Genomic DNA, 26,156 nt, shown 5'->3' with positions numbered 1-26,156 from the left:
CTCAGTCGGCCGTGGCGACCAGCGGTTCCAACGTCAACGTCGGATGTTCCTTCTCGATGTACTGCAACCGCCATTTGTCGCTGAACAATGCCAGCAGTACGCCGTCGCTTCGGGTGAATACCTCGACCCCGCGCTGCCGACCGAGTTCATCCGCGGAGGCGGCATCGGTCCGGCGGGCCAGCGAGTAGCCGAGGTGCTCCATCGAGGTCTCGACGGTGAACTCCGTCAACATCCGCGCGGTGACCACCTCGAACTGCATCGGGCCGACGGCCGCGAGGACCGGAGAGGCGTCGCCGCGGACGTCATTGCGCAGCACTTGCACGACACCTTCGGAATCGAGCTGGTCGATGGCTTTGCGGAACTGCTTGTACTTGCCTGCGCTCTGCGCGCGTAACACCGCGAAATGCTCGGGGGCGAACGACGGGATCGGCGGGAACTCCACCTTCTTGTCCACGAACAATGTATGCCCCGGGGCCAGCGCTGTCGCGTTGACCAGGCCGACCACATCGCCGGGGTAGGCAGTGTCCACGGTGGCGCGCTCCCGGCCGAACACGGTCAGCGCGTACTTGGTGGCGAACGGCCGTCCGGTCTGGGCATGGGTGACCACCATGCCACGCTCGAACTCGCCGGACACGATCCGCATGAAGGCGAGCCGGTCCCGGTGCGCGGCGTCCATGCCCGCCTGCACCTTGAACACGACCGCGCTGAACGGGTCGGTGGTATCGCGTGGGTTGCCGCCGGTATCGCGGCGCGGACCGGGTGCGGGCGCCAGCGCGACCAGAGTCTCCAGCAGTTGCCGCACGCCGAAGTTCAGCATCGCGGAGGCGTAGATGACCGGTGAGGTCTGCCCGGCGAGGAACAACTCCTGGTCGTGGTCCTGCCCGGTGGCCGAGAGCAGTTCACTCTCCTCGGCGGCGGTGAGCCACGCCTCGCCCTCGCGCGCCTCGGCGGACGCCGGGGTCAGCGACTCCTCCGGTGCGATGGTCGCGCCGCCCGCGGTCCGGGTGAAGTGGATGTATTCCAGGGGTGCGCCGTCGGGACCGCGGCGCAGCAGGCCGCGGAAATCGCCCGCGATCCCGACCGGAAGGAACAGTGGCGTCGGCGTGAGGCCGATCCGCTCGTTGATCTCGTCGAGCAGTTCCAGTGGCGCCTGTCCGGGACGATCCCACTTGTTGATGACGGTGATCACCGGGATGCCGCGGTGGCGGCACACCTGGAACAGCTTCAGTGTTTGCGGCTCCAGACCCTTGGCCGCGTCGATCAGCATCACCGCGGCGTCGACCGCGGTGAGCACCCGGTAGGTGTCCTCGGAGAAATCGGAGTGACCGGGGGTGTCCACCAAGTTGATCACGCTGTCGACGTCGGAACCCGTGGCACGGTAGTTGAACTGCAGCGCGGTCGAACTGACCGAGATGCCGCGCGCCTTCTCCATCTCCATCCAGTCCGAGACCGTGGACTTGCGGCCCGCCTTGCCGTGGATGGCGCCGGCCTCGGAGATCATCCTCGCGTGCAGCGCGAGTGCCTCGGTGAGCGTCGATTTGCCCGCGTCGGGATGGGAGATGACCGCGAACGTGCGTCGCCGGGCGACCTCGGCGGGTAACCCGCGGGGTGCGGGCGCGACGACACCCTCAGGGGAGGCGCTCAACGGAACAACCTTTCGCAGACGACCGATCGGCAACCACGCCAGCGTACGCGACGGGCCTGCGGAGCGAAGCGAGCGAGCTTCGCCGCGGCCTGGGCCGGGCCCGATCGCGGCACGACGCGGCGGTCGCTACCCGATTCAATCGGGGGCCGTGTGCTGCGGTATGGTGTTCGGGTTGTCTCGGCGAGGGTGACCGCAGACCTGATTTGCGCACCGTGATCGACGCGGCTCGGCTTCCGGCCGTCCTCGTTCGGTCTTCGCCCGACGAGTAGACCAACCCGGTCAGGTGTGAGCAGCCCCTGACATCAACCGTTGACAGCCCGGAAGAGCCGTAGGAGTAGATCCAGTCATGTCCGACGCCAACCTTCTCGAAGCCGCCGTACGCACCGAGTTCGGCAAGGGTGCCGCCCGCCGTACCCGCCGCGCGGGCAATGTCCCCGCCGTGCTCTACGGCCACCAGGCCGACCCGACGCACCTGTCGGTCAACGCCCAGGCCTTCGCCGCGATTCTGCGTGAGCACGGCACCAACGCGGTGCTGAACCTCGTCATCGACGGCAAGAAGCAGCTCGCGCTCACCAAATCCGTTGTGGTGCACCCGATTCGCCGCTACATCGAGCACGCCGACCTGCTGATCATCAAGCGCGGCGAGAAGGTCACCGCCGACGTGATCGTCACCGTCGTCGGCGATGCCGCCCCGGGCACCCTGGTCACCCAGGAGGCCACCACCGTCTCCATCGAGGCCGACGCGTTGAAGCTGCCCGAGGCCATCGAGGTCTCCGTCGAGGGTGTCGAGTCGGGCACCCAGATCACCGCGGGCGCGCTGGAGCTGCCTGCCGGTGTGGGCCTGGCCGCCGATCCGGAGACCCTGATCGTCAATGTCATCGCCGCTCCGGCCGCCGAGGCCGCGGTCGAGGAGGCCGCCGCGGCCGAGGCCGAGAGCGCTGAGTAGCACCGAATCGGCGACCGGGCCAGCGCTCGTGGTCGGACTGGGTAATCCAGGCCTCGAATACGAACGCACCCGGCACAATGTCGGTTTTCTGGTCGCCGACGTGCTCGCGGAGCGCGTCGGCGGCCGTTTCGGTGTGCACAAGAAATCCGGCGCCGACCTGTTGCAGGCCCGATTGGATGGCCGCCAGGTACTGATTGCCAAGCCGCGCTCGTTCATGAACCTGTCCGGACGGTCGGTGGCCGCACTGGCCAAGTTCTTCTCGGTGTCGCCCACCGAGGTGATCGTCGTGCACGACGAGCTCGACCTCCCGTTCGGCGCGATCCGGCTCAAGCGCGGTGGTGGTGAGGGCGGGCACAACGGCCTTCGCTCCGTCTCCAGCGCGCTGACCACCAAAGACTACCTGCGCACGCGCATCGGCATCGGCCGTCCGCCGGGACGCCAGGATCCGGCCGACTATGTCCTGAAGCCGTTCTCGGCGCCGGAGCGAAAAGAGGTTCCGGTAATCGTCGAGCAGGCCGCCGACGCGGTGGAGCTGCTGCTGCGAGTGGGGCTGGAGACCGCGCAGAACCAACTGCACTGAGCAGAAACCGCTCTCGCCGCTGGGCGCCCCGGCTCAGATTCGGTGCTGGTCGGATCGGGCACGCGAGCAACGGATGTCGGGCCGACGCGGCAGCCGTGGCAGGGCTCGTGCGCCGAATGCCGCAGCCTGGTCGGTTCGCTACGCAGGCCGGCACCGAATCCGTGGGGGATTCAGCATCAGTCTTTCCGGCCTGGTGCGGAGGTCGTAGGGAAACCGACTTCGCACCCGACCGGAACTCAGCGGCGGATCATCCGCGCGGCAGATGGACCGCGGTCGCGGCCCTGCGCAACTTGCCGGACGAGGTTTTCGGCAGCGCGCCGGGGCCGAGCACGGTGACGGTCCGTGGCCGGGCGCCCACCTCGGAGAACACCTCGTGCACGATCTCGTGCTCGATTCGCTTGACCTCCTCGGGGTTCTGGTGGCTATTGCTCTCCACCACCACGGCGAAGCTCTCCCGCTTATCGCCCGCGTCCAGGCGCACCGCGACCGCGTTGCCGGGCCGGACGCCGGTCACCCTGCATGCCGCGCGTTCGATATCGGTGGGATAGATGTTGCGGCCGCCCATGATGATCACGTCCTTGATCCGGCCGCACACCACGATCAGCCCCTCCTCGGTGAAGTAGCCGATATCGCCGGTGTCCAACCAGCCGTCGGCGTCCTGACCGGAGCGGAAACCCTCCATCGTCACATAGCCGGAAGTGACGGCGGGGCCGCGCAATTCGATCACGCCCACCGAACGGGTCGGCAGCGGCTGGCGCTCGCTGTCGACGACCCGGCCTTCCAGCTGGTCGACCAGGTAGCCCAGGGTCGGCAACCTGCGGATATTGTGCCCGTGCTCGTGGCCGGGATCGTCCGGCACCGGTACCGCTTTGCCGAGCGCCTCGAGCAGATCGGCGTCGATGACGTCCAGCACCTGGCCGTGGCCGGGGTCGGGGATGGAGACGGCGAGCGTTGTCTCGGCCATGCCGTAGACCGGGGTGAGCGCCATCGGGTTGAGCCCGAAGCGTTGTCCGGCGTCGGCCAGCGCATCCATGGTGTCCGGGTCGACCGGTTCCGCGCCGTTCCACATGTAGCGCACGCTGCTGAGGTCCAACGCGCCGTCATCGGCCTGTCCCAGTCGTCGTGCCAGCAGCGAGTAGGCGAAATTCGGTGCCGCGGTGACGGTGCCGCGGTATTTGTCGATCAGCTCGGCCCACAGCAACGGTCGGGTCAGAAAGTCGATCGGCGTCACACAGACCACTTCGGCACCGAATTGCATGGGCACGCTGAGGAATCCGACCATGCCCATGTCGTGGAACAGGGGTAGCCAGCTGATCATGACGTCGTGGTCGAGCTGGAACTTCACCCGGTCGAACATCGCGTAGGCGTTGACATAGAAGTTCTCGTGGGTGATCCGCACCGCCTTCGGCGAGCCGGTCGAACCGGAGGTCAACTGCTGCAACGCGATATCGTTCTCGGCGGTGGGCACCGGGTCGATCTCGGGGCCGTCGGGCAGTTGGTCGACCCGCACCACGGTGATGCCGCGCTCGCGCAGCAGCGATTCGGCGGCCTCGAACGGTGCGCCGAGGACCACCGCTCGGGCCTCGATCATGGTCAGCACGGACTCGGTGTCGCGGGCCCAGAGGGCGAGATCGGTGCGCGGGGTCGGTTGGTGCAGCATGGTGATCGATGCACCGCGCATCCAGATGGCCTGGCAGACCGGGGCGATATCCGCGGGCATCCCGGCCAGCACGCCGACCGCGTCACCGTGCCCGATTCCGGCCGCGGCCAGGCCGCCCGCCATGTGCCGGGCGATCTGGTGGATCGCTCCCCAGCCGCGGCGTAGCGGCGCTCCTGGCTCACCGGTCACCAGCCCACGTTCGGACGTCTGCGCCGTCGCGTACATCTCGTCGGTGAACCTACTCAACATCCACTCCTCATCACCAGCCGTCGGCCTCGAACCGGCCTCCATCAACTATCCCGCCATTCTCCCGGTGCGTTAACCCCCCTTGTGGGAACCCCAGGTCAGGACCTCGAAGCAGGTGTGCGGAAGGTCGCCGCGTAGCGGTCGACGTAGCACCGGCCCGAGCGTGCTGCCAATTCCAGCATCAGCTCGTCGGTGGCGGTGCGGACCGTATGGTGCTCGGCGGTGGGCAGGTAGTGGCGTGGCGCGCCGAAGTCGACGCGCACCTTGCTGAACCGCGGTAGGCGGCTCCCGCGTGGGTTCACCCGATTGGTGCCGGACAGGATCACTGGAACGACCGGGGCTCCGGTCGCCATAGCGACCCGCAGCGCGCCGGTGCGGCCACGATAGATCCGCCCGTCGGGCGAGCGGGTGCCCTCGGGATGGATGGCCCAGATCCCGCCGCCCGCCAGGATGCGGGCAGCGGCGTTGAGCGCATCCGCGGCCGCGCGGCCCCCCGTCCGATCGACCGGCACCTGTCCGGCCGCCGAGTAGAACCATCGGGTGAGCCGGCCTCGCACACCGCGCCCGGTGAAGTACTCCTGTTTGGCCAAGAACGTCACTCGCCGTGGCACAACCAGCGCGAGGTAGAGCGAGTCGATCACGGCGAGGTGATTGGCCGCGATGATCACCGGTCCGGTGTGCGGAACGTTGTCCAGTCCTACGACTTCGGGTCGGCCGAGCACACGCAGCAGTGGGCCGAGTAACACGTACTTGAACAGCAGATACCACACGAGGACCTCCAGGAGACGAGAGCGTAGACACTGTCTACCCGATGGCGTAGACAGTGTCTACGCGTGGCGATATGGCATTGCGCTGACTGGCGTAGACAATGTCTGCATGGTCGAGGACGAGCCGTTGCGCGAACGACTGGTCAGCGCGGGCGTCGACCTGCTCGAGCAGGTCGGCGCGGCGCATTTGGGACTACGCGTCATCACCCGGGCCGCAGGCGTCTCGCACGGCGCGCCGCGCAGATATTTCCGCACTCACAACGCGCTGCTCGCCGCTATCGCGGCGCGTGGATTCGCCGAACTCGCGGGTCGGTTCGCGGCGGTGGATGCCGGGTCGGCGCGTGATCGCCTGGCGCGCACGAGCGCCGAATACATCGAGTTCGCCGCACAGCGGCCGGAAATGTTCACCCTGATGTTCCGCCACGATCTGCTCGAGGGCTCCGGCGAGAACCTGAGGTCGGTCACGCTACCGCTGTTCGCGCGCTTCGCCGACCTGGTGGGCGCCGCCTCCGGGCCGGGGACGATGGACCCGCGCGATCGCGCGATCGCCCTGTGGACAAACCTGCACGGCATCGCCGCTGTGCAGGCCAACGGCAGTCTTCGCTTGGTCGGACCGGGTGTCGACATCCGGATGTTGGTGGCACGGGCGCTGGAGGTGCATCTGGCTTGACGGGGTTGCCAGGGCGCTCTACATCCTTGCCGGGCCCACATGCTGGGCGTCCGATGAATTCGGGTGCCCACCGCCGTCTTCAGTACCGGTGACGCCGCGCGGGAGTCCCGATGGTGTAAGGAGCACTGGCATGAGCAAGGTTGTGTGTGATATCTCGATCTCGGCGGACGGCTACTCGGCCGGTAACAATCAGACCGAGGAGCGACCCTTCGGCGACGCCGATGGGTCGATTCTCCACGCCTGGATGTTCGATACGTCGGAGGAGAACCGAGCCGAGCTCGACGCGGTGACGGAGGCCAAGGCTTTCATCATGGGCCGCAATATGTTCGGCCCGATCCGTGGCGAGTGGAGTGGTGACTGGACGGGCTGGTGGGGGCCACAGCCTCCCTATCACGCCCCCGTGTTCGTGCTTACCCACTACCACCGTGATCCCCTGGTCATGGACGGTGGCACCACGTTCTACTTCGTCACCGACGGGATCGAAGCCGCATTGAAGCAGGCGCGCGCGGTGCCCGGCGACGGCGACGTCGCCATTGCCGGGGGCGCCACGACCGTCAACCAGTACATGGCCGCCGGGCTGCTCGACGAGCTGCGTCTACACATCGTCCCGTTCACACTCGGCGGCGGAACCCGCGTCTTCGACGGTGTCGCGCCGTTGAAGCTCGAGCAGATCTCGTCACGCGCAGCCACGCAGATCACCCACGTGACCTACCGTCTCGTCCGCTGACCCGACACAGGTCGACCCTCTCGTCAGGGCAAGGCCGCCGTCGTCGGACGACGTCGGGTAGGTGATCCGATTGCCGGAATCTCGAGTTCATGGCGAAGTCGCGTGTGGGTTCGGGGTGCGGGGCGCGTCGGCGGACACACGCGCCGATCGCGGTGTCCTGCCATCTCCGCGACAGCAGCCGACTTCCTCGAGGTGGCTGCGTACACGCCGGTCCAAAATGCAGTCCGGGTCCACTACGACGAGACCGATCAACCCTGAGGCATACCCGGACCGAGCACAACCTCGTCGAGATTCGGTTGTGTTGCGGTGCCACTGCTGGACAGGACTGCTACGACCGTGGCTTGTAGAGGTCTCGGCTCAGTCGACAAGGGCGCCACAGGTGAGGTCGAGGACCGCCCCGGTCATGGCGCCTGCTCCGTCAGACGCGGCATACACCGCCGCCTCGGCGACCTCGGCCAGCGGGGGGAGTCGCCCGAGGCGGGTATCGCGGATCAATGACTGGTCAGCCGTGCAATGCCCCGACTGCGGCGACGAACCGGTCCAGCTCCTCGAAACTGACGAAGCAGTGCGGCGAGGCGCGGACCACCGAGGCCAGGCCGCGGCCGGTCATGTCCAGCAGGGTCGAGCCGGCGTGGCTGACCGTGACCGTGATGTCCTGTGCCAGCAGTTGGTCGCGGACCTGCGTGGATTCGATCCCGTCGACGGTGAACGACACGATGCCGCTGTGCCGGATACCGATATCGCGCACGGTCACGCGCGGGATCTCCGGCAGGGTCTTGCGCAGATGCTCGGCGCGGGCCGCGATCGCGGCGTACACCGTATCCGGACCGAGGTCGAGCAGATACCGCACCGCGGCGCCCAGCCCGAGCCGCCCGGCGACGTCACACTCCCAGAACTCGAAACGGCTGGCATCAGGCGCGAGGCGGTAGTGGTCCGGCCCGGTCCACTCGGCGCCGTGCAGATCGAGTCGTTCGGGCTCCATGGACCGCGCCAATTCCGGCCGCACATAGAGGAATCCGGTGCCGCGCGGACCGCGCAGCCACTTGCGGCCGGTGGCCGACAGCGCGTCGACGCCGAGTTCGGCCACATCGATCGGCAGTTGCCCGGCGGATTGGCAGGCATCCAGCAGCACGAGCGCGCCGACCGAATGCGCGATCCTCGTCGCCTCGGCGACCGGGTTCACCAGGCCGCCATTGGTCGGCGCGTGGATCAGCGAGACCAGCTTGACCCGTTCGTCGACCAGTGCGGCCAGCGCGTCGAGATCCAGCTGTCCGCTGCTGTCGCTCGGGATCTTCTGCACTGTCGCACCGGTGGAGCGTGCGCGCTGCAGGGCGGCGATGGCGTTGCTCGCGTAGTCGGCCTCGGAGACCAGGATCCGATCACCGGGCGCGAGCGGGACCGAGTAGAAGAAATCCGTCCAGGAGCGGGTGGCGCTGTCGCTGAGCGCGATGCTCGTCGGCGCGGTGTTGATCAGCGCGCCGACCGCGCTCTTCACCGCCTCGAGATCGTCCAGCCGCTCATTAGCGGCGCGATAGCCACCGACCTCCGCCTCGCGGAGCAGGTGGCCGATCACGGTGTCGGTGACGACCCGCGGCGGCAACGACGATCCCGCGCTGTCGAGAAATACCGGACCGAGTTCGGACTCGGACGCGCATCCGGGGGTGTCGGCTCGTACCCGATCGTCATCCAGCATGCAGCCGACCCTATCGGGTGCGATGTTCGGCTTCTCGTAAGTTTTGTGTCGCTCTGCCTGGCTACGCTGAATGGACCCGCGGTGCTCGGAGTCCGACCGAATCCGACATCGGAGTGGAATAGGACCGCGCGATGTGGCGATATCAGAAGAACAGCGGACTCGAGACCACGACGACTCGGAACCCATAGTGGAGGTTGGCATGGCGGTCACGGTCGATAAACCTGAGTTGGCCCGGTGCGTCCCCGAGCAGGGGGAACTGTCGTCGCGTGCCGCCGCGGAAGCGTACGTGGGCGGCGTCTGCTTCAAGCTCGGACCGCCTGTCCTCGTAGGCGCCGAACTGGAGTGGCTCACGGTGCAGGGTGAGTGTTCGGCGTCAGGCCCCTCGGCCGCCCCGCGTCCGCAATTATCCGATCTAGCGGATGTCCTCGGACCGTACGCACCGCGGTCCATCGCCCCCGATTCGCCGGCGCTCGCACTGCCGGGGGGCAGCCGGGTCACCCTGGAACCCGGTGGTCAAATAGAACTCTCCAGCGCTCCCTACGCTGATGCCGCGCAGCTGTGCGACCGGCTGCGTGACGATGCCCGCCTGTTGCGGAAACTCCTCGAATCCCGGTCCATCCGGACCGTCTCGCTGGCCGCCGATGCGGACCGCCGCCCCAAACGTCTGCTCCAGTCGCCGCGCTACCGCGCCATGGAGCAGGTATTCGGTGGTATCGGCCCGTTCGGCAAGGTGATGATGTGCAACACCGCCGCCACCCAGGTCAGCGTCGACGCGGGCGCCGATCGTGCCGCGGTGACCGCGCGGTGGAACGCGTTGTATGCGATCGGACCCGCGCTGCTGGCCGCCTTCGCCTGTTCGCCCGCGCTGCGCGGCGCTCCGGCAGGCACTTGGGCGTCGCAGCGGATGCGGGCGTGGCTGCGCCTGGACAATGCCCGTACCCGACCGCCGGTGATGGACTGGACCGACCCGATTGCCGCGTACAGCAAGTGGGCGCTGGACGTTCCGTTGTTGTGTGTACGACGGCCCGACAACGTCGTGTCCCCGGGTCCGAACGGTACCGACACCGGATGGTCGGCCCCGCCGGGCGCGACCTTCGCTGATTGGCTCTCCGGTGCACTGGACGACGAGGTGGGCCGTCGTCCGGACGTCAGCGACCTCGACTACCACCTGACCACGATGTTCCCGCCGGTGCGTGCCTCGGGTCATCTGGAGGTCCGCTATATCGACGCCCAGCCCGGCGATACCTGGAGCACCCCGGTTCACGTGCTGGAGGCGCTCGTGTCGAGTCCGTGCGTGATCGCCGAGGCGACCGCGATTACCGCGCCCCTGGCCGGCCACTGGCTCGCCGCCGCCCGCTACGGTCTGGCCGACCCGGAAATCCGGTCCGGCGCGGTCGACCTGCTGCGGCTCGCCGCCGCCCACGCGGCCACCGCGGCCGGCGCCGCGGAGATCGAATCCGCCGCCGAACGATGTCGCAGTGGGCGCACTCCGACCGAGAACTACACCGGCGCCGGACCGCACCGACCGGGGGCCGCAGCGTGACGGCGAACCCGCCGCGCACTGTCGACCGGGCGTCGGTCGATCTGGTAGATAAGGGCCGAATCCGCTCGCGTTGCGCACGCACTCGCGACTGCGTCGCCGTCGATCAGAACGAATCTCGGAGATGTTTCTCGTGACCATTCCGCACTCACCCCCGACCGACAACTCCCGCGCCGAACAGCTACGGGACCGGATCGCCGACGTGCTCGCCCGTGCGCGCCAGCGCACCCATGCCCTGACCGACTGTCTCGACGAGGCCGAATTGGTAGCCCAGCATTCGCGTTTGATGAGCCCGCTGGTCTGGGATCTCGCGCACATCGGCAACCAGGAAGAACAGTGGCTGGTTCGCAACGTCGGCGGCCGCGAGCCGGTGCGCGCCGACATCGATGAACTCTACGATGCCTTCAAACACGGCCGCGCGAACCGTCCCGGGTTGCCCCTGCTCGCGCCGAAGCAGGCCCGCGGTTATGTCGGCACCGTGCGCGACCGGGTGTGGGATGTGCTGGAACGCAGCGAGTTGTGCGGCAAGCCGCTGGTGGACGACGGTTTCGCGTTCGGAATGATCGCCCAGCACGAGCAGCAGCACGACGAGACCATGCTCGCCACCCACCAGCTGCGCACCGGCGCCGCCGTGCTCTCCGCAGCGCCCGCGCCGCCGAGTTCGGCTCCGGTCGATGGTGAGATCGTCATTCCCGCGGGGGAGTTCACCATGGGCAGCTCTGCCGACCCCTGGGCACTGGACAACGAGCGCCCTGCCCACCGAGTATTGGTGCCCGGCTTCGCGATCGATGCCGCACCGGTGACCAACGAGCGATACCTCGCCTTCATCGATGACGGCGGCTACGACCGACCGGAGTTCTGGTCCGAGCGCGGCTGGGCACACCGCACACAAGCGGGCCTGGTCGCGCCGCAGTTCTGGGAGTGCGACCCGACCGGACGCTGGTGGCGCCGGGTGTTCGGCGTGATGACTCCGCTGCGCCCACACCAGCCGGTGGCGCACGTCTGCTGGTTCGAGGCCGAGGCCTACGCGAACTGGGCGGGCAAGCGGCTGCCCACCGAAGCCGAATGGGAGAAGGCGGCCAGGTTCGACCCGTCGACCGGCACGTCGCGCCGATTCCCCTGGGGCGACGCCGATCCTGACCCGGACACCGCGAATCTGGGTCAGCGCCATCTGGAACCCGCTGAGGTCGGCGCGTATCCGACCGGCGCGTCCCCGGCGGGAGTGCACCAGTTGATCGGCGACGTCTGGGAATGGACGGCCTCGGGATTCGAGCCTTACCCGGGCTTTCGTGCCTTCCCGTACAAGGAGTACTCCGAGGTCTTCTTCGGCGGTGATTATCGTGTACTGCGCGGCGGTTCTTTCGGCACCGATCCGGTCGCCTGCCGCGGTACCTTCCGCAACTGGGATCATCCGATCCGTCGCCAGATTTTCGCCGGGTTCCGCTTGGCGCGGGATCTGCGACCGGGGGAGGACGAGTGAGCGACCCCTGCGCCGGGATGAGGAGATTGTCGCCGCGCGATGCGGGGAACCCGGGGACGATGATGTCGGCGGGTGCCGATGTGTAGGCATCTGGGCTATATCGGCCCGCCGGTACGGGTCGGCGACATGCTGACACTCGGTTCGCACTCCCTGGTCACCCAAGCCTGGGATCCCCAGGACATGCGCCGCGGCGGCGTCATCAATGCCGACGGCTTCGGCGTCGCCTGGTGGCACGAGACCGCGGACGACACGGTCGCCGTCAGCCGCTACCGCAACGCCGCGCCGATCTGGACCGATCCGGCAGTGCACGAGGTGCTCCCACACCTGGAATCCTGGGCGGTGCTCGGCGCGGTGCGTTCGGCCACCATCGGGATGCCGGTGGAGCGGTCCGCCTGTGCGCCGTTCACCCGCGGGCGCTGGGCCTTCAGCCACAACGGCGTGGTTCCGGACTGGCGTGGCACGCTCAGCGACGTGGCGGTGGAGTTCGCGGGCACCGCGGCAGAACTCGGCGCCGAGGGGTTGTTCGCCCCGGCCCGGCTGTTGGAGGCCGAAGCCGCCACCGACACCGCCGCGCTCTGGGTGATTCTGTGCGATCTCCTGGCAACCGGGTCGCCGGACGGTACGTGGTCGGCGGCTCCGGCGGCCCTGCGTCTGCTCATTGCCGCGATCCTCGATCGCACACCGGACGCCCGCCTGAATTTCCTGCTGTCGGACGGTGCCCAGTTGTGGGGGAGCACCTGCCACCATTCGTTATCCGCGCTGGTCACCGATACCTTCGCGATTCTGTCCTCCGAACCGTTCGACGACGACCCGCGATGGCGGTCCATCCCGGACCGAAGCCTGGTCAGCGCCAGTCCCGGCGAGCTGTCCGTCGACCCACTTCTCTGACCCGGAAAGGCCTGTGCCATGACCACACCGACGCTGGAGATCCACCTATCCGACGACGACCTGACCGCCGCGTTGCGCTCGGACGCCCGGTTGGGTCTGACCGCGCAGCAGAAGTGGCTGCCCCCCAAATGGTTCTACGATGCCACCGGCAGCGCGCTGTTCGAGCAGATCACCGAGCTGCCCGAGTACTACCCGACGCGCACCGAGCGCGCGTTGCTCGAGCGAGTGGTCGGCGCGATCGCACGCGCTACCCAGGCCGAGGTGTTGGTCGAACTCGGCGCCGGTTCCGCGGCCAAGACCAGGCTGCTGCTCACCGCGCTGACCACGCAGGCGCCGCTGAAGTCCTATGTCCCCCAAGATGTCTCGTCGGCCGCGCTGCGTGCCGCAGCGGCTGAGATCGCGGCCGAATTCCCGGGGCTGGCCGTGCGCGGTGTGGTCAGCGATTTCACCGACACCCTGCACATCCTGCCCCGCGGTGGCCGCAGGATGATCGCGTTCCTCGGTGGCACCATCGGCAACTTGGTCCCCGAAGAACGGGCCGAATTTTTGGCGAGCGTCCACAATGTGCTGGAGCCGGGCGAGCAGTTGCTGCTCGGCGCGGGTCTGGTCGTCGACCCCGCGGTGCTCGTTCCCGCCTATGACGACGCGGCGGGCGTCACCGCCGAATTCAACCGCAATGTGTTGCATGTGCTGAACTCCCGGCTCGGCGCCGACTTCGCGCCGGAGAAGTTTCGGCACATCGCGATCTGGGATTCGGCGCGGGAGTGGATCGAAATGCGCTTGGAGGCGACCGAGGACATGACGGTCACGGTCGGCGAACTCGATCTCACCGTGCACTTCGCCCGCGGCGAGCAGTTGCGCACCGAGATCTCGGCGAAGTTCCGGATCGGGGGCCTGACTGCCGAACTCGCGGCGGCGGGCTTCGGCACCCAGCAGGTGTGGACCGATCCTGACGAACGTTTCGCCTTGGTGCTCGCCGAACGGCGTTGATGTCGCCCCGTCGCCCCGTCGCCCCGTCGCCCCGTCGCCCCGTCGTCGCGACGGACCGACATTAAGACGAGGGTGCGCCGCGAACCACCGCCGCCAGCCATTCGATCAGCGGCCGCATCGTCTCCCACACGGTGCGGACCTTCTCGGCGGTGCGTGGCGTGTCCAGCCAAGCCGGTGCGCCGAATTCCTTGCCGCCGGTGAGGGACTTGTGTCGTAGCAGATCGATGCGTGGATGGTCGGCGCGATAGCCCCGCGGCGTGGTCTTCAGCCTTTCCCCGCCGATGGTCAGGCCCGCCTCGGTGAGTTTCGCGAGTATCGCCGCGAGTTCCGGCCCGCGTACGTCGTCATCGATGGTGGCGCGCAGCAGCGCGATCTGAGCGGAGGACCCCTGGTAGAAACCGCCGCCGACGTACAGCCCGGCGGCGCCGATCTGGACGTACCAGCCGACACCCGGTGCGGCGGCGACCACAGCGCCCTGCGCGGTTTTGTACGGCGACTTGTCCTTGGCGAAACGCACATCCCGGTAGGGGCGGAAGATCTTCGCGGTACCGAAGTCCGGCTCCAGCTCGGCGGTCAGCGCGACCATCGGCGCACGCACCGCTTCCTCGTACACACTCTTGTGCGCGGTCCAGAACGCCTTCGAGTTGTCCGCCTCCAGGTCTTCATAGAAATCGAGTCCCGACAGCGGGAATCCACCGAATCGACGCATACCGCAAAATCTACGTTCCGAAGTCTCCGGAGAACACGACGAACCCGATGATGAAGCCGACCACCATCCCGACACCCGACGCGATTGCCGCCCATTTGCCGAGCGATTCGCCCTTGTTGTGCCCGACGATGCCGAGGGCGATCCCGGCAGGACCGAACAGGATCGGGCAGAACAGCACCGCGGCCGCCGCGCAGACGAACCCGATGATCGAATACACCTGACTGCGTGACTGCGGGTGCGCGGCGCCGTACGGCTGATACTGCTGCGGGTAGGACGGGTAGCTTCCGTGAGGCGGGTTCTGCGGCCCGTCGGCGGGGTGCTCGAAGACTCCCCCCGGTGGAGGATAGTGCGGTGGACCGCTCGGCGGGTACGGCTGTTGGGCTCCCGACGGGTACGGTGGCCCGGCCGGCGGACTGCCTGTGCCGAACTGCGCGTGGTCGCCCGGCGAAAACTGCCAGGTCGGGTCGTCCTGCGGCGCCGAGTCGCCCACCGCCCCGGTTGCCGACGGCTGGCCGGGTGCGGGCTGTTCCCCGCTGCGCGACTGCGGACTGCCCTGGCTGTCAGCATTCCATGGGCGGGGTTCGGTGGGTTGCCCGCTCTGCTGCGCGTCCCACTGCCCAGCTACCGGTCCACCGGGTGGAGTGTCGGTGGGCGCCCACCATTCACCGACAGGCGGTGTCGCGGCGGGGCCGGGTTCGTCCTCGGTGGTCGGCGGCGTGCCGCCCTGCGCCGGCTCCTCGGTGGTCGGCGGCGCGGGTTTGTCGCCGGGCGCTGAGGAAGTTTCCTCGGCATCCTTCGACAGCGACCGGGCCGCCCGATCGGACGCGTCGTCCGAGGCGTCCGGATCCTTCGGCGTGCTCATCGCACCCTCCTCGTGTAGTCCCTCCCGGTCACACCAGCTATGCGTACCATGACGCCGTCGCTGCCATGGCCGACTACGACGGTGTGGCGCGTCGGGATCAAAGATCCTTGTCGTCGACGATCTCGATGGCTGCCACCTCGGCGGGCCGTCGGTCTTCCTCGGCCTCTTCGGCCCGCTGGCCGCTGCGCGTCCACTCCTGATCGAGTTCGTCCGCGATGCCGAGCCGGCCGTCGTCTTCGTTCTCGCGATAGGGAATGCGCAGGTCGTCGGGCGGATTCTCGACGTTGCGCTCGTAGGCGCGGATCTCGTCCGCCTGATCATCGTCCCCCATGTCGGTATCCAACGGGTCACGGTCCATGCTTCGAGTATCCCAGCGATCGCCCCGACGAAGGTACCCTACCTGCGAAAACGGCGGCCCGGACCGGAGTCCGAGCCGCCGTTCGCGGGACTGTCGCCTACATGTTGCCGTCGAACCTACGCGTTTCCGTTGAAAAGGCCGGTCACCGAGCCGTTCTCGAAGACCTCACGGATCGTGCGGGCCAGCAGCGGCGCGATGGAGAGCACGGTCAGCTGCGGGAACTTCTTTTCCTCGCTGATCGGCAGGGTGTTGGTCACGACGACCTCCTTGGCGCCACAGGAGGCGAGGCGCTCGGCGGCAGGCGGGCTGAGCACGCCGTGCGTCGCGGCGATCACCACGTCGCCGGCGCCGGCCTCTTTGAGCACGTTGACCGCGCCGGCGATGGTGCCACCGGTGTCGATCATGTCGTCGATCAGGATGCAGGTGCGGCCCTCGACCTCACCGACCACGCGGTTGGACTTCACCTGGTTCGGCACCAGCGGGTCGCGGGTCTTGTGGATGAACGCCAGCGGCGAGCCACCGAGCGAGTCGGCCCACTTCTCGGCCACCCGGACCCGGCCCGAATCGGGGGACACGACCGTGATGTGTTCGAGGCTGTAGTTGTTGCGGATGTATTCCGCCAGCTGCAGCTGTGCGTGCATATGGTCGACCGGGCCGTCGAAAAAGCCCTGGATTTGGTCGGTGTGCAGGTCGACGGTGATGATCCGGTCCGCGCCCGCGGTCTTCAGCAGGTCGGCGACCAGGCGGGCCGAGATCGGCTCGCGGCCGCGGTGCTTCTTGTCCTGCCGGGCGTACGGGTAGAACGGCAGGACCGCGGTGATCCGCTTGGCCGAGCCGCGCTTGAGCGCGTCGATCATGATGAGCTGCTCCATCAGCCACTGGTTCAGCGGCGCGGGGAAGCTCTGCAGCACGAAGGCGTCGGATCCGCGTACCGACTCCTCGAACCGGACGAAGATCTCGCCGTTGGCGAAATCACGCGCGGTCTGCGGAGTGACGGCGACGTCGAGTTCTTTGGCGACCTGCTCGGCCAGCTCAGAATGGGCGCGTCCCGAGAAGAGCATCAGGTTCTTCTGGTTATCGATCCATGACGCGGTCACTGCTGTTTGCCATCCTTTTGCTCGATTGCCTGACCCGACATCTCCTTGGCCGCGATGGCTTCCGCCGCCGCACGTGCCGCGCCCGTCCCCGGACGGTGTCGCTGCACCCAGCCTTCGATGTTCTTCTGCGGTCCACCGGACACCGCGAGAGCCCCGGGCGGAACGCTTCTGCGCAGTACAGTACCCGCCGCCGTGTACGCGCCGTCACCCACGGTCACCGGCGCGACGAACATGGTGTCACTGCCGGTGCGCACATGTGAACCCACCGTGGTGTGGTGCTTGGCCACTCCGTCGTAATTGACGAAGACGCTGGACGCGCCGATGTTGCTGTGCTCCCCGATGGTGGCATCGCCGACGTAGGTCAGATGCGGCACCTTCGAGTGCGCGCCGATCGAGGCGTTCTTGGTTTCCACGAAGGCGCCCAGCTTGCCGGAATCGCCGACCACCGTGCCCGGACGCAGGTAGCTGAACGGACCGATGGTCGCGTGCGGGCCGACGGTGGCCCCCTCGCCGTGGGTACGGACCACGGTGGCGCCGTCGCCGACAACGACGTCGGTCAGCGTGCTGTCCGGACCCACTTCGGCGTCCTCGCCGATCACGGTGCTGCCGAGCAACTGGACGCCGGGCCGCAGCACGGCGTCCCTGCCGATGCGCACACTGGCATCCACCCAGGTGGAGGCCGGATCGATGATCGTGACCCCGGCCCGCATGTGCCGTTCGAGGATGTAGCGGTTGAGTGTGTGCGCCGCCGAGGCCAATTGCACCCGGTCGTTGACGCCGGTGACCTTGGCCGCGTCGATCAAGCGCGCGCCGTGCACCGGGTGGCCGGCCTCGCGAGCCAGCCGCAGCACGTCGGTCAGATACAGTTCATGTTGGGCATTGGCGGTGGAAAGCCGGCTGATCATGGTGCGCAGCACCGCGGCGTCGAACGCGTACACGCCGGAATTGACCTCGGCGATCGCGGTCTGCTCCGGGGTGGCGTCGGCGTGCTCGACGATCTCGACCACCCGGCCGTTCGCGTCACGGACGATGCGGCCGTAACCGTTCGGGTCCTCGGGTACGAATGTCAACACGGTGACCGCGGAACGTTCGGTATAGCTGCGGTGCTCGTCGAGCAGTGCCGAGAGGGTGTGCCCGTCCAGCAGCGGCACGTCGGCGGAGGTGACCAGGACATCACCGGTGAAACCCACCGGCAGCGCGGCCAGCGCGCACTGCACCGCATGCCCGGTGCCGAGCTGCTCTTCCTGGATGGCCAGCGTGATGTCCCGGCCGAGATCGGCGCCGACCGCGGACACCGCCGCGCCGACCTGCTCCCGGTCGTGCCCCACCACGGTGATGAGGTAGGCGGGGTCGATCTCGTTCGCCGCATGCAGCGCGTGCGCGAGCATGCTCCGACCGGCCAGCGAATGCAGTACCTTGGGGGTCTTCGACCGCATTCGCGTTCCGGCACCGGCTGCGAGAACGACGACGGCGGTCTGCTGTGGCATGGATCTCCCTCGGCTGCCTGTCCTCGTGCGGGCTGTCGTCGTACTTGGTACTTGGTCAGCGATGTGCGGGCCAACGCTAAGTCATCGTGCTGTCGAGCTCCGCCGCCAGGACTCGAACCTGAACTATCTGAACCAAAATCAGAGGTGCTGCCATTACACCACGGCGGATTGCCACATCGGCGGTTCGGGAACCTCCGCCGATGTGCCACGGCACGGGAAAGATCCTCGCACGCCGACGTCCCATCCGTCGAACTGATCCGCTGATCTACCTTCCCGCGTCTCCGGTCGGATGTGATGGGGTGTGCGCTCCGGTCCGGCGTCGCGGGCGTGATGACTTTCGAGCGTACCCGGCGAGTTGCCCATGTTTGTGCGAGATCAGCTGGTTTGTTGGAGTAGGGCCGCTGGTTCGCGCGCACCCGATCGGCCGGGCGAGCAAGGGCCGATCAGATGCTCCGCCGACAAGTCTGGAAAGGTTGACGCCGGTGATGGTGACGTCCTGGGCGAGGAGGCGGAGCGGTGTCTTCAGGTGAGCATCGGGTTTCCCGGCCACGAATGACGGGTACTCAGCGGCGCCAACAATTGATCGAGATCGGTCGCGCGCTGTTCGCTGAACGCGGATACGACGCGACCTCGATCGAGGAGATCGCGCAACGCGCCCAGGTCTCGAAACCTGTGGTGTACGAACACTTCGGCGGTAAAGAGGGGCTGTACGCGGTCGTCGTCGATCGTGAGATGTCGATGCTGCTCGACATGATCACGTCCTCGCTCACCCGGAATCGGTCCCGGATTCGGCTGGAACAGGTCGCGCTCGCCTTGTTGACCTACATCGAAGAACGAACCGATGGGTTTCGAATTCTGGTGCGCGATCAGCCCGCCGCCGCCGCCGAAGGACGATATTCCAGCCTGCTCAACGAGGCGACCAACCAGGTAGCGCACATACTGGCAGGAGATTTCGAACGCCGCGGTTTCGACACCAGCCTGTCCACCCTGTACGCGCAGGCATTGGTCGGCCAGGTCGCCACCGCCGCAACCTGGTGGCTCGACGAGCGCACACCGTCGAAAGAAGTTGTCGCAGCGCATCTGGTGAACCTCTGCTGGAACGGCCTGAGTCATCTGGAAGCGCACCCCCGACTCAGCTCGGAATGGCGTGCGGGCGCCGGAGCGTGACCCCGAATGTTAGCCAGAAGATTGCGCGACTGGCCTGATCGAATCCTCGAATTCGCTGCCAAGCGCGCGCCTGGTGGTACGGTTCACCCATCCTCTGGATGCTGTTCGGGCGGTACGTCGGTCTACTTCGGGATGTCGGTCTACTTCAGGATGGCTGGTTTTGGGATGACAGGCGGATCTGATGGCTAGGCAAGCGCGCGCGGAGATCACCCGCGATTCCGTCCTTGCGGGCGCTGCCGATGTCTTTCTGCGCTTGGGATATGCGAACGCGAGCCTGAGCGAGATCATCGCGCAGTCCAACGTGACCAAGGGCGCCTTGTACTTTCACTTCGGCTCGAAGGAAGAGCTGGCACGCGCCGTAGTCGACCAGGGCAACGAGCGACTGGTCAGCTCGTGTCAAGGATTCTTCGACCCCCGAGTGCCCGCGCTGGAAGCGTGCATCGGCATCACCTACGTGGTCGCCGACCTATCGATGAACGACCCGATGGTCGGCGCCATGCTCAAGTTGACCCACCAAATCGGCGACTACCGCGGCGGGCAAGGCGACAACATCACCAAGACCTGGGGCGACACCTACCGCCTACTGTCCGAACGGGCCATCGCCCAGGGTGACCTGGAACCCGAACTCGACGCCGAAGTCATCGGCCTGCTGCTGCAAGAAGTCACCGCGGGCGTGCACATCACCGCAGTCGGCACCGAGACCATCGACCAGATGGCGACCAGGATGGAACGCGCCTGGTACTTCCTGCTGCCCTCGCTCGTTCCCGCCGAGAAACTGTCGTACTTCCGCGAGTTCGCGGCACGACGGCTGCGCAGGTACGTGCCGTAACTTTGGTCGCGGCTTCGCCGCGACGTGTGCGCGAGCCGGCCGCGAACGTGCTCGCAGGACTCGCACTCGACGGGTTGGGAGTGTGGGGAGCGGGAGCTTGGTTCGGGGGGCGAGGTGGGCCGCGAACGTGCATGTGGGCAGGTCTTGCGCTGGGAGGACGACACGAAGATTGCGACTGCTGAAGGGCCGCTTGATCGACCGGGACAAGCTGCACTGCTTCGGCTTCTTCGGAGTCGACTTCGCGGTGAAAGGACCGTCGATCATCTCGCGATCGCCGCAGGGTCAGTCGATCGTCGCGGTGCGCGCCGACAGTGCGGCCGACACCGGAGTCGCGGTGCGCCGTGTCGATGTGATTCGCATCCGCCGGACCTCGACGGTTGGGATGTGTCGTTCGGACGTGGGGGCGGTCTGGTGGGCGGGTCGGTGCTTGTGCGGTCGTTGAACGTGCGATGGCGTCGGGTAGGTGCTGCACCGGGGCCTTTGTGCCCTCTTCCGAGGGGTTGTTCGGCGTGTCGGAGGCTCTGACTAGACTCGGTTGGCCGCTCGAAACGCCCGCCTGCGCTCAGGAGTAGTCGATGTCCACCCACCGCCCGCCGTTGGCGGGACTGGCCGCCGCGGCCGGTGCCGATACCTCGCTACGGACCGTTGCGGAGCTGATCGGCACGTCGTCGGTCGAGTTGGTCGCGCCGTCCGCGGTGCGGCCGTTCGTCGCGGCGGCCGTCGCGGCGGCGCGGCCGCTGGTGGTGGTGACCGCGACCGGGCGGGAGGCCGATGATCTGACCGTCGAACTGGAGGAGATGCTCGGGCAGACCGTCGCGCAGTTCCCGTCCTGGGAGACGCTGCCGCATGAACGGCTCTCGCCCGGCGCCGACACGGTGGGTCGCCGGCTCGAGGTACTGCGCCGAATCGCGCACCCCGAGGATCCGAACTTCCCCGAGCCGCTGCGCGTCGTGGTGACCACCGTGCGGTCGCTCATGCAGCCGATGGCAGGCGGGCTCGGCGACATCGAACCGATCGTGCTGCGCGTCGGCATCGAACTGGACTTCGACGAATTGCTCCTGCGCCTGGTCGAATTCGCCTACACCAGGGTCGACATGGTCGGCAAGCGTGGCGAGTTCGCGGTGCGCGGCGGCATCCTGGACCTCTTCCCGCCCACTGCCGATCACCCGGTGCGCGTGGAATTCTGGGGCGACGAGATCACCGAGCTGCGTCCGTTCGCCGTCGCCGACCAGCGCTCGTTGCCGGACGTCGTGGTGGCGGGCGTCGTCGCGTCGCCGTGTCGAGAACTGCTGCTCACCGCCGCCGTGCGCGAGCGCGCCGCCGAGGTCGCCGTCGACAACGCGGCCGACGCGGCATTGGTCGAGATGCTGGAAAAGCTCGCGCAGGGCATTCCGGTCGACGGTATGGAGGCGTTGCTGCCGGTCCTGCGGCCAGGGCAGTTGCGGTTGCTCACCGAGGTGCTGCCCGAGGGAACCCATGTGCTGCTGTGCGATCCGGAGAAGATCCGCACCCGCGCGGCCGATCTGGTGCGCACCGGCGAGGAATTCCTCGAAGCTTCCTGGACGGCGGCCTCGTTCGGCGGCGCCGCGCCGCTCGGCGGGCACGGGCTCGACCTGGCCGCCTCGGCCTACCGTCCACTGCCCGAGATCCACGCCAGCGCCGACCGGCAGGGCCTGCCCTGGTGGACGCTGAGCCCGCTGACCTCCGGCGATCCGGCCGAGGTGGTGCTCCCGGTGCTGGCCGGTCCCGCCGCGCGTGGTTCCGACGAACTGGTGGCGACCCTGTTCGCGTCGCTGCGCGCGCATGTCACCACGGGCGGTAAGGCTGTCGTGGTCGTCGCGGGACACGGTACGGCGCAACGCATTCTGGAACGCTTGGCCGATGCCGAGGTGCCCGCGACGACGCTGGCGTCGGGCGCCGAGCCGAGCACGGGCGTCGTCGGTGTGCTGTGCGGCTCGTTGCACGACGGTCTGATATTCGACGACGCGGGTCTGGTCGTTGTCGCCGAATCCGACCTCACCGGCAACCGGGTCACCGCACCCACCGAGGGCAAGCGGATGCCGGCCAAACGCCGCAACCAGGTGGACCCCCTGGCACTCACCGCGGGCGACATGGTGGTGCACGATCAGCACGGCATCGGCAGATTCGTCGAGATGATCGAGCGCACCGTCGGTGGCGCGCGCCGCGAATACCTGGTGATCGAATACGCGCCGAGCAAGCGCGGCCAGCCGGGCGACCGACTGTTCGTGCCGATGGAGTCGCTCGACCAGCTCTCCCGCTACGTCGGCGGTGAGATGCCGAGCCTGTCCAAACTCGGTGGCTCGGACTGGGCCAACACCAAACGCAAGGCGCGTAAGGCCGTGCGGGAGATCGCCGGCGAACTGGTGCAGCTGTATGCCGCCCGCCAGGCCGCGCCGGGCCACGCGTTCGGGCCGGACACGCCGTGGCAGCAGGAAATGGAGGACGCGTTCGCGTTCACCGAGACTGTCGATCAGATGACCGCCATCGCCGAGGTGAAGGCGGACATGGAGAAACCGGTCCCGATGGACCGCGTGGTCTGCGGCGATGTCGGCTACGGCAAGACCGAGATCGCCGTGCGCGCCGCGTTCAAGGCGGTGCAGGACGGCAAACAGGTTGTCGTGCTCGTGCCGACGACCTTGCTCGCGCAACAGCATCTGCAGACTTTCGCCGAGCGCGTCTCGGGCTTCCCGATCACCGTGAAGGGTTTGTCGCGCTTCACCGATCCCGCCGAGTCGCGCGCCGTGCTGGAAGGTATGGCCGATGGTGGCGTCGACATCGTGGTCGGTACGCACCGGCTGCTACAGACCGGCGTGCGTTGGAAGGACCTCGGCCTCGTGGTGGTCGACGAGGAGCAGAGGTTCGGCGTCGAGCACAAGGAACACATCAAGGCGCTGCGCACCCACGTCGACGTGCTCACCATGTCGGCGACGCCGATTCCGCGCACCCTGGAGATGAGCCTGGCGGGGATCCGTGAGATGTCGACCATTCTCACCCCGCCGGAGGAGCGCCATCCGGTGTTGACCTATGTCGGCTCCTACAACGACAAGCAGGTCACCGCCGCCATTCGCCGCGAGTTGCTGCGTGACGGTCAGGTGTTCTACGTGCACAACCGGGTGTCGTCGATCGACAAGGCGGCCAAGCGGATTCGCGACCTCGTGCCGGAAGCACGGGTAGCCGTCGCGCACGGCCAGATGAACGAGGACGCGCTCGAGTCCACCGTGCAGGGTTTCTGGCAGCGTGAGTTCGACGTGCTGGTCTGCACCACGATCATCGAGACCGGACTCGACATCTCCAACGCCAACACACTGATCGTGGAGCGCGCCGACGCGCTGGGACTGTCTCAGCTGCACCAGCTGCGCGGCCGGGTCGGGCGCAGCAGGGAGCGCGGCTATGCCTACTTCTTGTATCCGCCGGAGAAACCGCTCACCGAGACCGCATACGACCGACTGGCCACCATTTCCCAGAATTCCGACCTGGGCGCCGGTATGGCGGTCGCCATGAAGGACCTGGAGATCCGCGGTGCGGGCAACGTGCTCGGCGCCGAGCAGTCCGGCCATGTGGCGGGCGTCGGCTTCGATCTCTATGTCCGTCTGGTGGGTGAGGCGGTCGAGGCATATCGCGCGGCCGCCGACGGCAAGCCGATCACCACCGAGGAGATCAAAGAGGTGCGCATCGACCTGCCCGTCGACGCGCACATCCCGCCCGACTACATCGCCAGCGACCGTCTCCGTCTGGAGGCGTACCGGAAACTCGCTGCTGCCCAGGATGATTCGGCGCTCGCGCTGGTCGTCGAAGAGTTGGTCGACCGGTATGGACCGTTGCCGGTCGAGGTCGGCCGCTTGGTCTCGGTAGCCAAGCTGCGGCTGGTCGCCCGCGGATACGAGGTCACCGAAATCGCGGTCACCGGAACGACATTGAAGATCTCGCCGTTGCACCTGCCGGATTCCAAGCAGATGCGTCTCAAGCGGCTCTACCCGAGTGCGGGATATCGCGCCGCGTCAGGTGTGGTGCAGCTTCCACTGCCGCGCGTGCAGGACAGTGTCGGCGCCGAGCGGGTCCGCGACGTGGCGCTGCTCCAGTTCGTCGCCGATTTGCTGCTCGCCCTGGACGGAAAGGCCCAGGGCGCGGTAGATCTGACCGTCGCCACCGAGATGTCGGTCCGATGAGCTCGACGGATCGCGATAAATCGATTCTGCGGGCCGAGCGGCACGTCCTGGCAGGGCGAGCGTCGTCCCAACGAGCTGGTCGTCGCGACCCCGGCGATCAACCAAGTGTGCAGACCGACGCGGCAGCGGTCGCGGCAGGGCTGTCCGGAGCCGTTGAAGTCATGGACCGCCTGTGGCAATTCGGCGGCTGGGAGGTCACCCAGACCCATGACTCATTGCGGCCCTACCTGCTCGAAGAAACCTATGAACTGCTCGACGCCATCCAAAACGCGGACGCCGAGACCATCAAAGAGGAACTCGGCGATCTGCTATTACAGGTCCTCTTCCACTCTCGGATCGCGCAAGCCGCGGGCGAATTCACTGTCGAGGACGTCGCCGCCGCACTGGTCGCCAAACTGGTCAACCGCAGCCCACACCTACGCGACGGCGATTTCGCCCCTGACGCCACCGTTGCGGAGAAGATCTCCGCGCAGGAACGCGCGTGGGAAGAAAGCAAATCCGCCGAGAAATCCCGTCGCTCCTGCTTGGACGGCATCGCCATGGCCCAACCCGCACTCGCGCTGGCCGAAAAGATCATCTCCCGAAGCGCCAAAGCCGGTCTCCCGCCCGACCTCGTCCCCGAAGTTCTGCGCGTCGTCCATCTCGGCGGCCCCGACAGTGCCGAGGAACGACTCCGCAAAGCGACCCTGGCTTTCGCTGCCGCCATCCGTGCGGCTGAGGATACCGCCGAATCCGTCCGCGGTGAACGCCTTCCGCTTGACGCCGGCGACTGGCGAAGTCACTGGCCGACCTGACCGAACGGTGCAGCGGGGTCATGGATAACTGCTGGCGACGACGCTTCGGCGAGCTGCGGTGTTGAGCGCACTGACCGAGCCGAAGCCTAGGCCAACGGCGAGGTCAGTGCTACTCCGGTGGCGATGAGTCGGATCGAAGTGCTGAAAGCTTGCGCCCGACCGCAACTCTTCTGCGTTCACAGACAAACGGTGCCCGCATGGCGCTCCTATCATCACTGGTGCCCGCCGCGAGGCTAAGGGCAGCACGACGCCGAGTCGCGCAGTCGGCTCGACTGCGGCTGCCGACGACGATGAGGAGTATCGATGCGAAGGAAATTCACAGGCCACAACGAGTCCAGGAAGACTCGGGTCCTGTTGGACGAGAACATCGACCCCGCCGCTCGCTATCGCCCTGTTGCCGCGGGAGGTCGAGGGGCGTTTGCCTCCGCGCGGTGAACCGGTTCTCTGTCCGGAAGGCAATGGCGAGTGAGTTCGTCGACTGGTTGTCGACCGCCGAGTTCGAGGGCCGCGGGTAGGCGCGGACGCCCCCGTAACGCGTTGCGTCGCATAGTGCTGAGCGCTGAGGTACGCGAAAGATTAACGGACACACAGGTATTCGCCGGTGCGCAATCGCGTTGCACATGAGTGTGTTTCGAGGGACAGGTTCCTTCTGAGAAGGAAATAGTGTTCGACGTCGAACGGCGACGCTGAGCTGATCGGAGCCGAATCGACGACCGGTGGCGATCTCCGATGCCATTCGAGACGCAAACATAGTCAAGTGGTATCACAAACAAATTCGAAATGAACACGCGGTTTCCGCTCGGCGGGCCGGAAACCGCTGGAACGACCAGCAGG

General features: G+C 67.3%; 22 protein-coding genes and 1 tRNA gene. 12 read left to right on the top strand and 11 right to left on the bottom strand.

The window, feature by feature from the left end:
- Nucleotide 1 precedes the first annotated feature (1 nt).
- Nucleotides 2-1,645 carry a peptide chain release factor 3 gene (locus AB0B25_RS02260; RefSeq protein WP_357173458.1) on the bottom strand — a complete coding sequence of 548 codons (1,644 nt, stop codon included), beginning with the start codon at nucleotides 1,643-1,645 and terminating at the stop codon, nucleotides 2-4.
- 346 nt (nucleotides 1,646-1,991) lie between these two features.
- Here AB0B25_RS02260 and AB0B25_RS02255 point away from each other — a divergent pair, with 346 nt between their 5' ends.
- A complete protein-coding gene (locus AB0B25_RS02255; protein ID WP_357173455.1) occupies nucleotides 1,992-2,591 on the top strand; it encodes a 50S ribosomal protein L25/general stress protein Ctc in 600 nt (199 codons plus the stop codon).
- A gap of 28 nt (nucleotides 2,592-2,619) precedes the next feature.
- Entirely contained in the window at nucleotides 2,620-3,171 is a 552-nt protein-coding gene (gene pth, locus AB0B25_RS02250; RefSeq protein ID WP_357173452.1) for an aminoacyl-tRNA hydrolase, read from the top strand.
- Nucleotides 3,172-3,418: 247 nt separating this feature from the next.
- Here pth and AB0B25_RS02245 read toward each other — a convergent pair whose 3' ends face one another.
- The gene (locus AB0B25_RS02245) at nucleotides 3,419-5,077 is read right to left on the bottom strand and encodes a fatty acyl-AMP ligase (protein ID WP_357173449.1); all 1,659 of its coding nucleotides are present in this window, start codon (nucleotides 5,075-5,077) and stop codon (nucleotides 3,419-3,421) included.
- 98 nt (nucleotides 5,078-5,175) lie between these two features.
- Nucleotides 5,176-5,847 (bottom strand): lysophospholipid acyltransferase family protein, encoded by a 672-nt coding sequence (locus tag AB0B25_RS02240; RefSeq protein ID WP_357173446.1) that lies wholly within the window; start codon nucleotides 5,845-5,847, stop codon nucleotides 5,176-5,178.
- Between the two features lie 106 nt (nucleotides 5,848-5,953).
- Between AB0B25_RS02240 and AB0B25_RS02235 the strand changes: the two genes are divergently transcribed.
- Both AB0B25_RS02235 and AB0B25_RS02230 read left to right on the top strand, forming a co-directional pair.
- Nucleotides 5,954-6,514 carry a TetR/AcrR family transcriptional regulator gene (locus AB0B25_RS02235; RefSeq protein WP_357173443.1) on the top strand — a complete coding sequence of 187 codons (561 nt, stop codon included), beginning with the start codon at nucleotides 5,954-5,956 and terminating at the stop codon, nucleotides 6,512-6,514.
- A gap of 130 nt (nucleotides 6,515-6,644) precedes the next feature.
- Nucleotides 6,645-7,241, top strand: coding sequence for a dihydrofolate reductase family protein (locus tag AB0B25_RS02230; RefSeq protein WP_357173440.1), 597 nt, complete (start codon nucleotides 6,645-6,647; stop codon nucleotides 7,239-7,241).
- Nucleotides 7,242-7,598: 357 nt separating this feature from the next.
- Here AB0B25_RS02230 and AB0B25_RS02225 read toward each other — a convergent pair whose 3' ends face one another.
- Both AB0B25_RS02225 and AB0B25_RS02220 read right to left on the bottom strand, forming a co-directional pair.
- Nucleotides 7,599-7,736 (bottom strand): hypothetical protein, encoded by a 138-nt coding sequence (locus tag AB0B25_RS02225; RefSeq protein WP_357173437.1) that lies wholly within the window; start codon nucleotides 7,734-7,736, stop codon nucleotides 7,599-7,601.
- A gap of 7 nt (nucleotides 7,737-7,743) precedes the next feature.
- A complete protein-coding gene (locus AB0B25_RS02220; protein ID WP_357173435.1) occupies nucleotides 7,744-8,934 on the bottom strand; it encodes an aminotransferase class V-fold PLP-dependent enzyme in 1,191 nt (396 codons plus the stop codon).
- 199 nt (nucleotides 8,935-9,133) lie between these two features.
- Between AB0B25_RS02220 and egtA the strand changes: the two genes are divergently transcribed.
- From egtA to egtD, 4 genes are all read left to right on the top strand, one after another.
- Nucleotides 9,134-10,477, top strand: a complete 1,344-nt coding sequence (egtA, locus tag AB0B25_RS02215; protein WP_357173433.1) for an ergothioneine biosynthesis glutamate--cysteine ligase EgtA — start codon at nucleotides 9,134-9,136, stop codon at nucleotides 10,475-10,477.
- Between the two features lie 130 nt (nucleotides 10,478-10,607).
- Complete coding sequence (egtB, locus tag AB0B25_RS02210) at nucleotides 10,608-11,954, top strand: ergothioneine biosynthesis protein EgtB (protein WP_357173430.1); 1,347 nt, start codon at nucleotides 10,608-10,610, stop codon at nucleotides 11,952-11,954.
- Between the two features lie 78 nt (nucleotides 11,955-12,032).
- The gene (egtC, locus tag AB0B25_RS02205; RefSeq protein ID WP_357173427.1) at nucleotides 12,033-12,842 is read left to right on the top strand and encodes an ergothioneine biosynthesis protein EgtC; all 810 of its coding nucleotides are present in this window, start codon (nucleotides 12,033-12,035) and stop codon (nucleotides 12,840-12,842) included.
- Between the two features lie 18 nt (nucleotides 12,843-12,860).
- Nucleotides 12,861-13,832: an L-histidine N(alpha)-methyltransferase gene (gene egtD, locus AB0B25_RS02200; protein WP_357173424.1), complete on the top strand. Its 972-nt coding sequence runs from the start codon at nucleotides 12,861-12,863 to the stop codon at nucleotides 13,830-13,832.
- Nucleotides 13,833-13,893: 61 nt separating this feature from the next.
- Here the strand turns inward: egtD and AB0B25_RS02195 are convergent, their stop codons facing one another.
- The 6 genes from AB0B25_RS02195 to AB0B25_RS02170 form a co-directional block, all read right to left on the bottom strand.
- Nucleotides 13,894-14,541, bottom strand: a complete 648-nt coding sequence (locus AB0B25_RS02195) for a DUF2461 domain-containing protein (protein WP_357173422.1) — start codon at nucleotides 14,539-14,541, stop codon at nucleotides 13,894-13,896.
- 10 nt (nucleotides 14,542-14,551) lie between these two features.
- Nucleotides 14,552-15,403: a hypothetical protein gene (locus AB0B25_RS02190; RefSeq protein ID WP_357173419.1), complete on the bottom strand. Its 852-nt coding sequence runs from the start codon at nucleotides 15,401-15,403 to the stop codon at nucleotides 14,552-14,554.
- A 97-nt stretch (nucleotides 15,404-15,500) separates the two neighbouring features.
- Nucleotides 15,501-15,761, bottom strand: a complete 261-nt coding sequence (locus tag AB0B25_RS02185) for a hypothetical protein (RefSeq protein ID WP_357173417.1) — start codon at nucleotides 15,759-15,761, stop codon at nucleotides 15,501-15,503.
- A 116-nt stretch (nucleotides 15,762-15,877) separates the two neighbouring features.
- On the bottom strand, nucleotides 15,878-16,858 hold the full coding sequence (locus AB0B25_RS02180; RefSeq protein ID WP_357173414.1) for a ribose-phosphate diphosphokinase: 981 nt from the start codon (nucleotides 16,856-16,858) through the stop codon (nucleotides 15,878-15,880).
- Nucleotides 16,855-18,345 (bottom strand): bifunctional UDP-N-acetylglucosamine diphosphorylase/glucosamine-1-phosphate N-acetyltransferase GlmU, encoded by a 1,491-nt coding sequence (gene glmU, locus AB0B25_RS02175; RefSeq protein ID WP_357173411.1) that lies wholly within the window; start codon nucleotides 18,343-18,345, stop codon nucleotides 16,855-16,857. The genes AB0B25_RS02180 and glmU overlap by 4 nt, the downstream gene beginning before the upstream one ends.
- 97 nt (nucleotides 18,346-18,442) lie before the next feature.
- Nucleotides 18,443-18,513: transfer RNA gene (locus AB0B25_RS02170), tRNA-Gln, on the bottom strand.
- A 384-nt stretch (nucleotides 18,514-18,897) separates the two neighbouring features.
- Between AB0B25_RS02170 and AB0B25_RS02165 the strand changes: the two genes are divergently transcribed.
- The 4 genes from AB0B25_RS02165 (at nucleotide 18,898) to AB0B25_RS02150 (ending at nucleotide 25,322) form a co-directional block, all read left to right on the top strand.
- On the top strand, nucleotides 18,898-19,512 hold the full coding sequence (locus tag AB0B25_RS02165; protein WP_357174107.1) for a TetR/AcrR family transcriptional regulator: 615 nt from the start codon (nucleotides 18,898-18,900) through the stop codon (nucleotides 19,510-19,512).
- A gap of 181 nt (nucleotides 19,513-19,693) precedes the next feature.
- Nucleotides 19,694-20,341 (top strand): TetR/AcrR family transcriptional regulator, encoded by a 648-nt coding sequence (locus AB0B25_RS02160; RefSeq protein WP_357173408.1) that lies wholly within the window; start codon nucleotides 19,694-19,696, stop codon nucleotides 20,339-20,341.
- 575 nt (nucleotides 20,342-20,916) lie between these two features.
- Complete coding sequence (gene mfd, locus AB0B25_RS02155) at nucleotides 20,917-24,528, top strand: transcription-repair coupling factor (protein WP_357173405.1); 3,612 nt, start codon at nucleotides 20,917-20,919, stop codon at nucleotides 24,526-24,528.
- 161 nt (nucleotides 24,529-24,689) lie between these two features.
- The gene (locus AB0B25_RS02150; RefSeq protein WP_357174104.1) at nucleotides 24,690-25,322 is read left to right on the top strand and encodes a MazG family protein; all 633 of its coding nucleotides are present in this window, start codon (nucleotides 24,690-24,692) and stop codon (nucleotides 25,320-25,322) included.
- Nucleotides 25,323-26,156 lie beyond the last annotated feature (834 nt).

This window comes from Nocardia sp. NPDC049190, assembly GCF_040648115.1.
Taxonomy (GTDB): Bacteria; Actinomycetota; Actinomycetes; order Mycobacteriales; family Mycobacteriaceae; genus Nocardia.
Note: the sequence above shows the minus strand (reverse complement) of the source record. Positions and strands in the feature narration are given on the sequence as shown.